The following is a 12,880-nucleotide window of genomic DNA, read 5'->3' as shown; positions in this document are numbered from 1 at the left end:
CATTTGATCTTGATCGACTTAAAGAATGGGTTTCAGGTGGCCATCGGTGATGAAAGCGCTCAGCGCCAACACATCCACCGAGCCTGAGCGATCCTGGTCCAGATAGGCGACCTGGCTGCGCACGAAGTTATGAACCTGCCGAACGCCCTGCCCCAATCGCAGCGCACCGCGCAGATCCACCGCTTGCGCGGCGACGATCAGTTCAATGCTGACCAGCCACAACACCCGCTCGGCCAAACGACGGGTCTTGTCGACCACCGCCAGAGCCTGTCCGGCGTAGTCTTCCACACGATCTGCCACCGGCACGCTCACTGCCGGCAACGGGTTGGCCAAATGGCCGATTTCCGCGACCAACGCCGAGCTCGTGCGCTGTAAGGCAGCCATCCCGACATGACCCGGTTGGGTGATCAGAAAGCGCGGCAAATCGCTGGAGGCTGGCGATAGCAACTTGGCAATTCTCTCCGCACTGCACGCGGCAACTCGATTGAGTGCCAAGCCCAACCCTTCGGCGGCCAGCGCCAGATGCGTGCTGTCGAAATTGGCCGTGGCCAATACCAATGATTCTTCGCTGATCAACGCCGGGTTATCCGCACCACTGCGCAACTCCAACTCGACCAATTCATGCAGCTGTTGCAACGCCTGTTGCGCTGCGCCCTGAACTACCGTGGCACAGCGGAAGCTCAACGGGTCCTGCAAGCGGCGTGGGCCGTCCGCCAATTCACCGCCCTCAAGCAGTTGCAACAGCGCCGCCGATTGTTTGGTTTGCCCAGGCGCCGGCCGCAAGCGTGAAGCCCACGGCTGAAAGGGACTGAGATTGGCTCGATAGCCTTCGCACGATAACGCCAGCGCCGCCAACAAAGCGTCCAACACCTGCTGCGCCTCGGCCACCAGCAACGCGCCGAGACCGACACTCGCCGAATTCGCCGACACCAGCGCCAGGCCATCTTTGCCGCTTAATGGTACGGACAACGCCAAACTCAGGTGTGCCAACGGTGCCAGGTCACTCTCACCCAATGAGCCGAGCAGCGGCACTGGCGGTTCTGTGCCTGCGTTGAGCAACGCCAACAACGCATCCGCCGCTCTCGGCGAAATGCCCGAACGGCCCTGGGCCAACCCCGCCAAGCGTGCAGCCGTGATCGCGCGCAGCTCCTGTCGATTCGCCAAACGCCCAACGCCCACTGCACGCCCCAACGGAATGCTCGCCTGCACTGGCACCACCGGCGTATCCACCGCCGCCCCGAGGCCGGTGGTGACGCCATAAATCGGCGTGCCTTCAGCCGCGAGCTTCACCAGCAACTGGTGGCCTTCATCGATGCGTTGGCGGGCCTGCGCGGTGAAGTCCGTCGGTGCTTCCTGGCGGGCAATCGCCAGCAAATCCGCGAGTGTCAGGCCTTGGGGATCGAAATGAATCATGCCCAACGCAACCGCTGCCCAACACCTGAGCGCTTGGCTTTCTCCAGCAGCGCATGGCCCAGAGCGATATCACTGAGGCTCAAGCCTCGGTGCCAGAACAGGATGGTTTCTTGCGGGTTTTCCCGACCGCTTTTCAAGCCGGCGACAATCTGCCCAAGCTCGGCATGCAGGGTCTCGGCACTGAGCTTTCCGGCGTCGACATGGGCGCGCAATGCGCCAAACAGACCGCCTTTGCATTGCCCCCAATCGTCCACCACCAGCTTGCTCATGATGTCGGTCAGCGACAATTCCACCGCGCTCATGGTGCCGTAGGGCACCACAAAGGCGCCGGGCTTGATCCAGTCGGTGCGCAACAACGGCGCGGGCTGATCCAGGCGCGAGGCCTCGACCACGATATCGGCGCCGCGCACGGTGGATTCCCAGTCGTCGGTGACAATCACCGGTTTGCCAAGGTCGCGGCGCAGGCGTTCGGCGAAGGCTTCGCGGCTTTCGCTGCGGCGCGAGTGCACGCGGATTTCCTCGAAGTCGAACAGGTGGTCCAGCAGCCGCACGTTCCAGTAAGCGGTGCCGCGCGCGCCGATGTGCGCCAGCACTTTACTGTCGGGCCGGGCCAGGTATTTGGCGCCGATGGCGGTGACCGCGCCGGTGCGCATATCGGTGATCGCCGAAGCGTCGAGGATGGCCTTGGGAATGCCCGTGGCCGGGTCCAGCAGGTTGAGAATGGCCAGTTCAGATGGCAACCCCTTGCGGTAGTTGTCGACAAAGTCCCCCACGACCTTGACCCCGGCGTAGCCGATATCGCCGCCGAGCACACCGCGCAACACGTTGAAGTGACCGTTGATTTCACCGCCAGGAATCAGATGGGTGCGCGGCTCAATCACCGCCTCGCCCCGGCCCTGGATAGCCAGGCTGGCTTCAATCGCGGTGAGGATTTCGTCGTTGCTTAAGCCCAGTTCTTCGATGTCCAGGCCGTTGAGAAAGTCGATGTAGATCGGTTGCATGGTCTGCTCACTGATGGGGTTACGGGGCCTTGAACACGATCTGCTGCACATCGACCTTTTTCGGGATCAGGCCGTTGGCGAAAAACAGGTCGGCGGTGCGTTGTTGGTTGGCAATGTCGATGGCTTCCAGCGGGCGAATCGGTGCGGGTGAGCGGTGTTCGAAGTAGCTTTTCACCACCGCCGGTTGCAGCCCCAGGGTCTTGGCCATCAGCGCGATGCTTTCCTCGGGTTGGTCGAGGGACAGGCGCTGTGCCTTGCCCAGGGTCTTGATAATCGCGGCAATGGCGTGCGGGTGTTGCTTGGCAAATGGGCTGCTGGCGACGAAGAAACTGCCCGCGGGGTTGAGGCCTTGGCCATCCCCCAGCAAGCGTGCAGAACCGTCGACCACGGCGGCCGAGTAGTACGGGTCCCACACCACCCAGGCGTCCACCTTGCCTTGTTCAAACGCGGCACGCCCGTCGGACGGCGACAGGTACACCACGTCTACATCCTTCCACTGCAAGCCGGCGCGCAGCAGGCTTTTGAGGAACAGGTTGTGGGCGCTGGAGCCCTTGAGCAGCGCCACGCGCTTGCCCTTGAGTTCAGCCACGGTTTGCACGGGGCTGTTTTTGGGCACCAACACCGCTTCGGTTTTGCCTTCGTTAGGCTCGACGGCGATGTACTGCAAGTCGATACCGGCGGCCTGGGCGAAGATCGGCGGGATGTCGCCGATATTGCCGATGTCCAGGCTGCCGCCATTCAGCGCTTCGATCAGCGGCGGGCCGCCGAGGAATTCGATCCACTGCACCTGAGTGCCGGGCAGCCCCTCTTCGAAGAGCTTGTGCTCACGGGCCAGCACCATGCTCACCGAGCTTTTCTGGTAGCCGATGCGCAAGGTGGAAGGTTCGGCCGCCAGCACGTGGCCTGCGACCATCGACAGAACAGCGCCAGCAATAAATTTCAGCATCAGAGCGCTCCCTTGACCTTGGCCGCCACATCCGCCGGCACCCACTGCTGCCAAACCTGCGGCTGCTCTTTGAGGAACGCTTCAGCCACTTGGCGTGGTGGCTGACGCTTCTCGCTCATTTCACCGAGGATGCCGTTGAGCAGGTCGATCGGCAGGTCGACTTTTTCAAAGAAGCTCACCAGTTGCGGGTACTGCGCCTTAAACGGTGCAGACACGCCAATTGCCAAGCGCGCAGGCATCGAGCGAGTGCCTTGCGGGTTAGGGTTTTTCGCGTCGGACAAGGTTTTCCAGGCTTCTGCGTTAAACGGCGGCTCTTCCAGTTTGATCAACTTGAAGCGGCCCAGCAGCGGGGTCGGCGACCAGTAGTAGAACAGCACCGGTTTGCCGCGTCGGATCGACGACGCCACTTCAGCATCCAGCGCCGCGCCGGAGCCGGTGCGGAAGTTGACGAAGCTGTCGGTCAGTGTGTAAGCCTTGAGTTTCTGACTGTTGACGATTTCCGAAGTCCAGCCAGTGGGGCTGTTGAGGAAACGGCCTTTGGTGGGGTCTTCAGGGTCGCGGAACACGTCCTTGTAGCGCGCCAGATCAGCCACCGATTTCAGGTCTGGCGCCAAGGGTTTAATGCCGCGTGTCGCGTCGCCCTTGATCACATATTCGGGTACCCACCAGCCTTCGGTGGCGCCCTTGACCGTGTCGCCCAGGCCAAACACTTTGCCTTCGCTCTCGGCCTTGACCCACGCGGGACTGCGCCCGGCCCACTCTTCGCCGATCACCTGGATGTCGTCCTTGGCCAGGGCGGCTTCCAGGCTCACGGTGCTGCCGGGCAAGGTGTCAGTGGGCAGGCCGTAGCCTTTCTCGACGATCAGGCGCAGCACTTCGGTGATCAGGCTGCCGCTTTCCCAAGTGATGTCACCGAAGTGGATCGGTTTGACCGCCTCGGCGGCGGGGGCTGGTTGGGCCAGGATGGTCAGTGCCAGCAGCGAGCCACCGAGCAGGTTTTTAATTGTTTTCATGTGTAGCCTCTTGGTGATTCGGTTCCAAGCAGATCCAAAGTGGGCACCGCCTCTCCCACACTGGACCGGTGTGTTCTTCAAGTTTTCTTAAAAGTCATAACTGAGCCGCGTGTAGTAGAACGCCCCTTCCGGCGCCGACGGCGACAGGTAGCTGTACTGCTGGCCTGGGGTCTGGCGCAGGCGGGTATTGAAGTCGTCGGGTTTGCTGTCGAACAGGTTGTTGGCGCCGACCGACAAGCGCAGTTGCTGGGTGAAGGCGTAGTTCACGTCCAGGTCGGTGTTCCATTGCGCGGCGAAGGTCTGGTCGTACTGGGCGTTGGCTTCGCTGGCGGCGTATTTGCGGTATTCGCCGTAACGGGTTTCGCTGAGGGCGATGGTCCAGGCGCCAATCTTGTGGGTAGCGCCGAGTACCAGCTTGTCTTCGGGGTAGCCGTGCTCGAGGAAACCTCGGGCCTCACGGGTGAGGATGTCGAAACCGTTGGGGTTTTCGTGGACCTTCTCAATCGTGGTGCGGGCCTTGGTGTAACCGGCTGACAGGCTCAACGCGCCGTACTGCGCCAAATCCAGGTTGTACTTGCCGACAATGTCGACGCCCCGAGTGCGGGTGTTCGCCGCGTTGGTCATGAACTGCGCCCAGGTGTACTGGCCAAAGCCGGCTTGCTGAAGGATCTGCTCCGCGCGCGGTCCGGAAATGCCGCCGCTGTAGAGCAATCGATCACGAATCGAGATCTGGTAGGCGTCGATGGTCAGCGAGGCTTGTTCGATCGGGCGCAGCACCAGGCCCAGCGAGTAGTTAGTCGACTTCTCCGGCTTCAGCGGCTCGGCACCCAGGGCGCGGGCGGCCGGGTTGTCGGCGGGCAGCATGCGGGTAAGCACCGGGTTGCCGTTGATGTCGACGTTGGTGGTGGTGGTCCACGAGGTACCGATCTGGCCCAGGGTCGGCGCACGGAACGAGTTGTTCACCGTAGCGCGCAGGCCCACTTGCGGAGTGAAGTCATAACGCGCCGAGAGCTTGCCGGTGGTCGCGGAACCGAAGTCCGAATAGTGCTCGGTGCGCCCGGCCAGGCCGACCTGGAATTTGTCGGTGAGCTGATGTTCCAGGCCGAAGTACACGCCACCAACGTCACGCTTGTAGGTGCCGGCGTCGTCAGGTGTCAGGCCGGAGGCTTGAACTGCGCCGACCTGTACGCCGTTGATGCCGCCAAATGAGTAGGACTCGTAGTCACCCTGCTCCAACCGATACTGCTCGTGGCGGTAGGCAATGCCCGCCGACACCGTCAGCGGGTGGCTTGACCAGTTGACGTCCAGGTCCTTGGCGTAATCCAGGCCAAGGTTGGTCTGGTCGTTGATCAATGTGGCCACGTTGAATTTGGTCGGGCTGTTCAGGCCGTAGCTGGGATTGACCGTATCGAAGGCCAGTTCATCATGCTTGTCGCGACCGTAAGTAGCGCTCAGATCGAAGCGGCCGAGGGTCTCGTCTTCGTAGCGGGTACCCACGGTGAGGGCACCGTCTTCGTAGCGATAGCGGTATTTGGGGATGGTGCCGCCGGGGTAGATCCCCGGCACGTTGTTGGGGTTATTGGCCAGCAGCGGCGGCGTGTTGTTCACCGACTTGTCCTGGCCAAAGGTGGCGAAACTGTAGAGGCGCCACTGGTCACTCAAGCCGATCTCGGCGTTGGCCGCCAGGTTGAACTTGTCCCGCCCGGCACCACCCCAGCGCGGGTCTTGCAGCTGGCCGCCGGCGACGTATTTGTCGCCAATGTCGGTGGGTTTGTTGTTGAGGGTGTTGAAACTCAGGGTGAGGAAACCATCCCCCGGCAACCCCAGGCCGTACCAGCCGTCGGTGGTTTTGCTGAAGCCGTCGCCCTGGGCGTATTTACCCAGTTGGGTGTTGAGCTGGCCGCCGCTGTCACGCTCTTTGAGCACGATGTTGACCACACCCGCCACCGCATCCGAGCCGTACTGCGCCGAGGCGCCATCGCGCAGCACTTCGACATGATCGATGCTGCTGATCGGGATCATGTCCAGGTCCACCGGCTGCGCGCCAATGAACGGTACGCCGCCGGAGATATTCACCACCGCCGAGGCGTGGCGGCGCTTGCCGTTGATCAGCACCAGCGTCTGGTCCGGGGCCAGGCCACGCAGGGACGCACCCTTGGGGTTCTGGCCTCGGGTGGCGCTCTGGTTCTGTGGAAAGTTGAACGAGGGCAGCAGTTGGAACAGTGCCTGGTTGAGGCTGGTAGCGCCGGTCTGTTTGAGTTCTTCGGCGTTGATCACATCCACCGGGGCCGCGCTGGTCAAGGCCGTGGCGTCGCTGCGACGGGTACCGATGGCGACCACGCGGTCAAGGGTCGGTGCCTTTGCAGCGCTGGTTTGAGCCTTTAGATTGCTGGTGGCTTGGGCGCTTTTGGCGGCGCCTTCCTTGATGATGAACGCACCGTCCGGACTGACTTGCACTTGCAGGCCGGTACCCTTGAGCGCAGCGTCCACCGCCTGCTGCGCCGACAGCGAACCGTCGACAGTGGCCGAGGAATAACTGCCCAGTTGCGGGGTGAAGGAAATCACCTGGCCACTCTGGCGGCTGATGTTCAGCAGCACTTCATCCAGAGGGCCCGGGGCAATGTGATAGACCTGACGCGCCTCTTCGGCGCTGGCGGTAAATGAGAAAAACAGGCTGGCCAACGGCACCAGGGCAAAGGTTCGAAGCGGTACACGGTTGAACTGACTCACGTTGGCTCCCCCCAAGGAAACTCGAGAACGCTGCTCCCCGCAGCGCTTACGGGAGTGATGTGGGATGGCGGGAGGAAAACTTGCAGATCGTTTGGTTATGTCCTTAGAACGCCCAACTCCCCGTAGGAGCTGTCGAGCTTTAGCGAGGCTGCGATGCAGGCGACTGGGTCTAACAGATACAGCGAGGTGGCCCCTACGCAGCCTCACTAAAGCTCGACAGCTGCTACGCACGTTCATCTGTGGCTCACGTGGCACTGACGGTCACCCACAAGCCGGTGCGTCGGGTGATGTGGATGGGCAAGGTGCGCGCCAGGGTGTCGAGGATTTGCTGGGGGTTGTCGAGGCGATACAGGCCACTGACGCGCAACCCGGCCACGGCTGGGTCCAGGCGCAGCACGCCATTGTGATAAGGGCGCAACGCATCGATCACTTCAGCCAGCGGGCGGTCGCGCACTTGCAGGAAGCCGTCGATCCAGGCAGTGGCACCAGAAGAGCTGGCTTGCACCGGGCCGAAGCCGGCGCGGTCGTAATGCACTTCATGGCCGGCGGCAAGTTGCAGGCGTTCACCGTTGCGGCTGTCGATTTCCACGGCACCGTTAAGCGCGACGACTTGGCCCTGCCCTTCCCGTTCACGCACCAAAAAGCGGTTGCCGTAGGCGCGCAGCCGCGCCTGGTCGGTCTGGATCAGAAACGGTCGACTGCGATCGCTGGCGACCTTGGCCAGCAACTCGCCTTCGCGCAGGCGTACCAGGCGCTGTTGCGGGTTGAACTGAATATCTGCCGCGCTTTGCGCGTTGAGCAGCAATTCGCTGCCATCGGCCAAGGTGACGGTGCGGCGCTCACCGATGCCGGTACGGATATCCGCCGTCAGCTCCGATAAGCCCACGGGCTTGGCCAACAAAGCGGCACCCAACGCCACACCGGCCCCCATCAAAGCGATCTGCAGCACATGACGACGACTGGAAGGCGCATCCAGTGCCTGCTGCAGCACTTTGCCGCTCACGCCCTGCGCCTGAGGAACCTGAAATACACCAAGGCGCATTTCCAATTGCTGACACAAAGCATCATGACGAGGGTCGGCCGCACGCCACTGGTGATAACGCTGCCAATCCGACGCATTGGCCTGGCCCGAGCGCAGCAGCACGTACCAGCGCGTGGCGCTCTCGATCAGTTCGTCGCTCATTCCAGGCACAGCCGCAGGCATCGGTTGAGCGCGCGAGCCATGTAGTCGCTGACCGAGCGCTGGGAGATGCCCAGTTCGGCGGCGATTTGCGGGTAGGTCAGGCCATTGAGTTGGGATAACAGGAACGTCGCCTTGACCTTGGCCGGCAAGCCGTCGAGCAACTGGTCGATGGCTTGCAGGGCTTCGAGCATTTGCGCCAGGTCTTCAGGGGACGGCGCGGTGGCCATCTCGTCGTTGCTCAGTGCATCGAGGTAGGCGCGCTCCAGGTCACGGCGGCGCCACAGCTGGTACATCAAACGCTGGGCGATGGTGGTGAGCAAGGCACGGGGCTGACGAATCGGCGCTACCCCAGACGCGCTCAGTCCCGGTGAACTCAGGAGCTGGACAAAGGTGTCGGCGGCGATGTCTTCGGCGTGCGCGCGGGAGTCGAGGTGGCGGTGCAAACGGCTGCACAGCCAGTCGTAATGACTGCGGAACAATCCGCCCACGTAATCGCTGTGAGAAGTGTCGGCGCCGGACATAGTGGCTCCATCTGAGTAGGTTGCGCGTTATGTCCGGTGTTCCGGTGGAGCGATCCTAGCAAGGCTGCTTATTCTTTAATAATATTTAAAAGGTATTTTTATATAACCTTATTGAAGTATCGGATAACCGGCGCTGACGGCTCGTTGCTGGTAATCCAGCAACACGTGGTAGTCGTCTTCATTGGCCGGGAGGACTTCTTGTATACCCAACGTCTCAACCACCTGCGACAAATCCTGCAACGCCAGGTTCATCGCCTCGCGAATCTGCTTCAGGCCCTCATCACTCAAACCCAGCGAACCGATATACGGCAACGTCGGGCTCGGCGCGCTGTGGCTGACAATGCGCAGCCCCGCCACTTCTTGCGGGGAGAAACGCGCAAGGTAGTCGTAGGTGACGCTGTCGATGGCGGCGAGGTCGGCGCGCTTTTCCCGCAGCCACCGCAGGCTTTCGCGGTGGGCGCCGCTGATATCGACGCTGGCGAAGAAACGGCCGTCGCGCTGCAACGGTGCGAGGCGCTCGCGCAGCAGGTTCATGCCGCTGTTGGAGTCGTGGCCGTTGATCACGCCGCGGCTGTTGTAGAAATCTGCCAGTGTGGTGCGCGGGTTGTCGTCGTGGGCCAGCAACAGGCTGCAATGCTCGCCGTTACTACTGTGGGCCAGCTCGTAGCGTGGGCGACCGATCACGCGCACTTGGCCACGCAGTTGGGTCATCAGCGGGTAGCCACACGTTTGGGTGACCAGCAGTTCGGGGGCGAGCCACAGGCCGAGCAGGTCAAGATGGCCGGCGTCGCGGCGGCGCAGGTTCAAGCGTTCAAAAATACGCGCCAACCACTGTTGGTTAGCCTGCTGTACTTGCTCCGGCGCCACGTACATCAGCAGCTCAGCGTAGTGATCACTCATGGTCGTCTCTCACGCAAAAGGGTGCCGGGGGCTGTCGATGGCCTTGAGGCCGTGGCGGCTGATCAACTGCCCATAACCCTGCACCAGAAAACCACCGCTACGCGCGACCCATTGTTCGCGGCGAGCGCGATAGACCGTTGGCAGTAAATACCAGGGCAGTTTCGGCAAGTCGTGGTGCACCAAGTGCAGGTTGTTGTTCAGAAACAGCCAGGTCCACGGCCAGGAGGCTTCATTGAGCACAGTGCGCTGTTCCGGCTGTGGATGCGGGCGGTGCTCATAGTAGGAACGGATCGACGCCAGGGACAAGGCCGGCACGCTGACCAGCAGCAGGTAATGCCACACCGGCAATACGCTGTAGTGGGCGATAAAACTCAGCATCAGAATAGTTACGGCACCATGGGCCAGCCACATCGGCCATACCTGGGGCAGGCGTTGGCACTCATGGCGAGCCAGTTGCCCTATCGCCAGCGGTGCCGACAACAGGAAACGGCCAAGCACGGTTTTGGTCAGCCAATGCACACCTCGTTCGAACAGCGAGCTGTTGTCCCATTGGTGTTGGTTCAGGTAGCGGCTTTCCGGGTCGATGCCCGGCAGGGTCAGGTCTTCGTCGTTGTGGTGCAACAGGTGGCTGTCACGGTACAGGGTGTAGGGGTACCACACGGCAAATGGGGCGTAGCCGAGCAGCTTGTTCAAAAGAAGGGAACGGGTGGGATGGCCGTGGAGCAACTCGTGCTGCACCGACAGCCACAGCGTGACCAGCGGAATCAGCAACAGGGTGCTCAGCCACAGGCCCAGCCAGTGGCTGCCGAGCATCACGGCGAACCAGCCGGCATACACGCCGATCAACAACAGCCAGGTCGGCCATTCGGTTTTTGCAGTAAATCGTTGGGCCAGGGCTTCGATTTCCCGGCGTTGGGTCAGATCAAGATAGTTGGCCATCGGCAGCTCAGAGCAGGTGTTTCCTGCTCTGTGCATTGAGGCCGGAAAATCTTGCAGATCATTTGGTTCTAAGCTTGGAACTTAATGGCCGAACAAGCCGGTGTCGGATTTTTTGGCTTTCTTTTCGGCGCGTTTTTCATCGGCGGTCTTGGCCGGTTTTTTCTTCGCGGCTTTCTTTGAATCCATACCTTTGGACATGATGCGTACTCCACGTGAAGGGGATGTAGCATTGGGTATAACACCTATTGCGCTACAGAAGGCGCTTATAATCCCCGCCCCTTGATTATGTTGCCTGAACACCATGCCCGAGTTGACCATCGATCTGCTGGCAGAGCCGCTGTGGCCGCTGCTGAACAAGTTTTACCGCAGCCATGATTCGTCGATGAAGGCGCTCAAGGGCGGGCATTTGTGGGTGGCTCGAGACGGCGAGATTGTGGGCGGCCTGTGTCTGACGCCAGTGGTCGGTGGGCAGTGGTTGACCGGGGTGTTTGTGGACCCGGCCTATCGCGGCAAAGGGCTGGCGGCGCGGTTGATTCTTCAGGCGGTGGCGTCAGTGGACGGCACGGTTTGGTTGTTGTGCCATCCGGACCTGGAAGGGTTGTATCAACGCATGGGCTTCACCCAGAACACGGTGCTGCCTCAATCCCTCAGCGAACGATTAGTGCGCTACAAGCGCAACAAACCGATGATCGCCATGGGCTTAGATCGTTTGGTGAGGTCGACCTCGGATAATGTGTGATCGGCCAGTGCAGGGCCCATGCTAGCCTCGGCGGCACAGTGGCCCTCTCACAGGATGATCATGAAAAAGACGCTTGCAGCCCTATCTCTTACCGCCCTGCTCGCCCCGACTTTGAGCCAGGCAGCCGATGCTCCGATTACCGCCCAGCAATACTCAAGCGTGCTCACCGGCAGTTGGCGCGACCCGGCCAACAGCGCGCGCGACGGCTATCGCCACCCGCAGCAGACGTTGGAATTCTTTGGCTTGGGCGCCAAACAGAGTGTGATTGAAATCACCCCTGGAGGCGGTTGGTACAGCGAACTGCTGGCGCCGTTGCTCAAGGAGCATGGGCATTACATTGCCGCCGTGCAGGCAGCGAGCAGCAGCGCCTACGCGCGTACCTCCGAAGAGAACCTGAAAAAGAAATTCGCCGCCGACCCTGCGCGTTATGCCAAGGCTCAGGTGGTCGAGTTTGACCCCAAGGCCCCGGTATTCGGCAAACCCGCTTCGGTCGACGCCGTGCTGACCTTCCGCAATGTGCATAACTGGGTATTGGCGGATACCGCCCAGGCCACATTCAGCGCGTTCTACAAGGTGCTCAAACCGGGCGGTGTGCTCGGCGTGGAAGATCACCGGGCCAAGGATGGAGCGGATCTGACAGCCATCAAGGACAGTGGTTACCTGACCACGGCCCAGGTGGTGAAGCTGGCGACCGATGCAGGGTTCAAGCTGGCGGGACAAAGTGAGGTCAACGCCAACCCAAAGGACACCAAGGACTATCCCGCGGGCGTCTGGACGTTGCCACCGACGTTGAAGTTGGGGGAGCAGGATAAGGCGAAGTATGTGGCGATTGGTGAGTCGGATCGGATGACGTTGCGGTTTGTTAAACCCAGCAAATAACCGGATGAACGTAGAAACCAATGTGGGAGCTGGCTTGCCTGCTCCCACAGTTTAGGTTTTGGGTGTGTCAGGGGTTACTCGTCAGCCGTTGGGTCCATATCGGGGAACATCACTTCAATAAACCCGAACTTGCTGAAGTCGGTAATCCGCGACGGGTACAACCGGCCAATCAGGTGATCGCACTCGTGCTGCACCACCCGCGCATGGAAGCCTTCGGCGATGCGTACGATCGGCTCACCCTTGGGGTCGAAACCTTCATAGCGAATCTGCTGGTAACGGTTCACAGCACCGCGCAAGCCCGGCACGGAAAGACAACCCTCGTAACCCTCTTCCACTATCGGGCTCAGAGGCGTGATCAGCGGGTTGATCAGGATGGTCTGCGGCACCGGCGGCGCGTCGGGGTAACGTTCACTGGCCTCGAAACCAAAGATCACCAGTTGCAGGTCGACGCCAATTTGCGGTGCGGCCAGGCCGACACCGCCCACGTGCTCCATGGTCTGGAACATGTCGTCGATCAGTTGCCACAGCTCAGGGCTGTCGAACATTTCCGGCGGAACCGGTGGCGCGATACGCAGCAGGCGCTCGTCGCCCATTTTCAGGATTTCACGGATCATCG

General features: G+C 61.3%; 12 protein-coding genes. 2 read left to right on the top strand and 10 right to left on the bottom strand.

The window, feature by feature from the left end:
* Nucleotides 1–18 precede the first annotated feature (18 nt).
* From BFL40_RS13380 to BFL40_RS13340, 9 genes are all read right to left on the bottom strand, one after another.
* On the bottom strand, nucleotides 19–1,413 hold the full coding sequence (locus BFL40_RS13380) for an aromatic amino acid lyase (RefSeq protein WP_071484438.1): 1,395 nt from the start codon (nucleotides 1,411–1,413) through the stop codon (nucleotides 19–21).
* A complete protein-coding gene (locus BFL40_RS13375; protein ID WP_071484437.1) occupies nucleotides 1,410–2,414 on the bottom strand; it encodes an ornithine cyclodeaminase family protein in 1,005 nt (334 codons plus the stop codon). Before BFL40_RS13375 ends, BFL40_RS13380 begins: the two co-directional genes overlap by 4 nt.
* Nucleotides 2,415–2,433: 19 nt before the next feature.
* Nucleotides 2,434–3,360 (bottom strand): aliphatic sulfonate ABC transporter substrate-binding protein, encoded by a 927-nt coding sequence (locus BFL40_RS13370; RefSeq protein WP_071484436.1) that lies wholly within the window; start codon nucleotides 3,358–3,360, stop codon nucleotides 2,434–2,436.
* Entirely contained in the window at nucleotides 3,360–4,373 is a 1,014-nt protein-coding gene (locus BFL40_RS13365) for an ABC transporter substrate-binding protein (protein WP_071484435.1), read from the bottom strand. Before BFL40_RS13365 ends, BFL40_RS13370 begins: the two co-directional genes overlap by 1 nt.
* Before the next feature lie 87 nt (nucleotides 4,374–4,460).
* Nucleotides 4,461–7,103 (bottom strand): TonB-dependent receptor, encoded by a 2,643-nt coding sequence (locus BFL40_RS13360; protein WP_071484434.1) that lies wholly within the window; start codon nucleotides 7,101–7,103, stop codon nucleotides 4,461–4,463.
* Between the two features lie 244 nt (nucleotides 7,104–7,347).
* Nucleotides 7,348–8,286 carry a FecR domain-containing protein gene (locus tag BFL40_RS13355; RefSeq protein ID WP_071484433.1) on the bottom strand — a complete coding sequence of 313 codons (939 nt, stop codon included), beginning with the start codon at nucleotides 8,284–8,286 and terminating at the stop codon, nucleotides 7,348–7,350.
* Nucleotides 8,283–8,807, bottom strand: a complete 525-nt coding sequence (locus BFL40_RS13350) for a sigma-70 family RNA polymerase sigma factor (protein ID WP_071484432.1) — start codon at nucleotides 8,805–8,807, stop codon at nucleotides 8,283–8,285. The genes BFL40_RS13355 and BFL40_RS13350 overlap by 4 nt, the downstream gene beginning before the upstream one ends.
* A 108-nt stretch (nucleotides 8,808–8,915) precedes the next feature.
* Entirely contained in the window at nucleotides 8,916–9,707 is a 792-nt protein-coding gene (locus BFL40_RS13345) for a phosphate/phosphite/phosphonate ABC transporter substrate-binding protein (protein ID WP_071484431.1), read from the bottom strand.
* 9 nt (nucleotides 9,708–9,716) lie between these two features.
* On the bottom strand, nucleotides 9,717–10,646 hold the full coding sequence (locus tag BFL40_RS13340) for a fatty acid desaturase (RefSeq protein WP_071484430.1): 930 nt from the start codon (nucleotides 10,644–10,646) through the stop codon (nucleotides 9,717–9,719).
* A 301-nt stretch (nucleotides 10,647–10,947) separates the two neighbouring features.
* Between BFL40_RS13340 and BFL40_RS13335 the strand changes: the two genes are divergently transcribed.
* Nucleotides 10,948–11,385 (top strand): GNAT family N-acetyltransferase, encoded by a 438-nt coding sequence (locus BFL40_RS13335; protein WP_071484429.1) that lies wholly within the window; start codon nucleotides 10,948–10,950, stop codon nucleotides 11,383–11,385.
* Between the two features lie 60 nt (nucleotides 11,386–11,445).
* On the top strand, nucleotides 11,446–12,264 hold the full coding sequence (locus tag BFL40_RS13330; RefSeq protein ID WP_071484428.1) for a class I SAM-dependent methyltransferase: 819 nt from the start codon (nucleotides 11,446–11,448) through the stop codon (nucleotides 12,262–12,264).
* Nucleotides 12,265–12,338: 74 nt separating this feature from the next.
* On the opposite strand, the gene def is transcribed toward BFL40_RS13330, so the two are convergent.
* A complete protein-coding gene (def, locus tag BFL40_RS13325; RefSeq protein WP_071484427.1) occupies nucleotides 12,339–12,878 on the bottom strand; it encodes a peptide deformylase in 540 nt (179 codons plus the stop codon).
* Nucleotides 12,879–12,880: the final 2 nt, after the last annotated feature.

This window comes from Pseudomonas costantinii (assembly GCF_001870435.1).
Classification (GTDB): domain Bacteria; phylum Pseudomonadota; class Gammaproteobacteria; order Pseudomonadales; family Pseudomonadaceae; genus Aquipseudomonas; species Aquipseudomonas costantinii.
Note: the sequence above shows the minus strand (reverse complement) of the source record. Positions and strands in the feature narration are given on the sequence as shown.

Excerpts from the sequence above, each read along its gene's own strand:
- BFL40_RS13380 (WP_071484438.1), bottom strand. The coding sequence starts at position 1,413 with ATGATTCATTTCGATCCCCAAGGCCTGACACTCGCGGATTTGCTGGCG.
- BFL40_RS13375 (WP_071484437.1), bottom strand. The coding sequence starts at position 2,414 with ATGCAACCGATCTACATCGACTTTCTCAACGGCCTGGACATCGAAGAA.
- BFL40_RS13370 (WP_071484436.1), bottom strand. The coding sequence starts at position 3,360 with ATGCTGAAATTTATTGCTGGCGCTGTTCTGTCGATGGTCGCAGGCCAC.
- BFL40_RS13365 (WP_071484435.1), bottom strand. The coding sequence starts at position 4,373 with ATGAAAACAATTAAAAACCTGCTCGGTGGCTCGCTGCTGGCACTGACC.
- BFL40_RS13355 (WP_071484433.1), bottom strand. The coding sequence starts at position 8,286 with ATGAGCGACGAACTGATCGAGAGCGCCACGCGCTGGTACGTGCTGCTG.
- BFL40_RS13350 (WP_071484432.1), bottom strand. The coding sequence starts at position 8,807 with ATGTCCGGCGCCGACACTTCTCACAGCGATTACGTGGGCGGATTGTTC.
- BFL40_RS13345 (WP_071484431.1), bottom strand. The coding sequence starts at position 9,707 with ATGAGTGATCACTACGCTGAGCTGCTGATGTACGTGGCGCCGGAGCAA.
- BFL40_RS13340 (WP_071484430.1), bottom strand. The coding sequence starts at position 10,646 with ATGGCCAACTATCTTGATCTGACCCAACGCCGGGAAATCGAAGCCCTG.
- BFL40_RS13335 (WP_071484429.1), top strand. The coding sequence starts at position 10,948 with ATGCCCGAGTTGACCATCGATCTGCTGGCAGAGCCGCTGTGGCCGCTG.
- BFL40_RS13330 (WP_071484428.1), top strand. The coding sequence starts at position 11,446 with ATGAAAAAGACGCTTGCAGCCCTATCTCTTACCGCCCTGCTCGCCCCG.
- def (WP_071484427.1), bottom strand. The coding sequence starts at position 12,878 with ATGATCCGTGAAATCCTGAAAATGGGCGACGAGCGCCTGCTGCGTATC.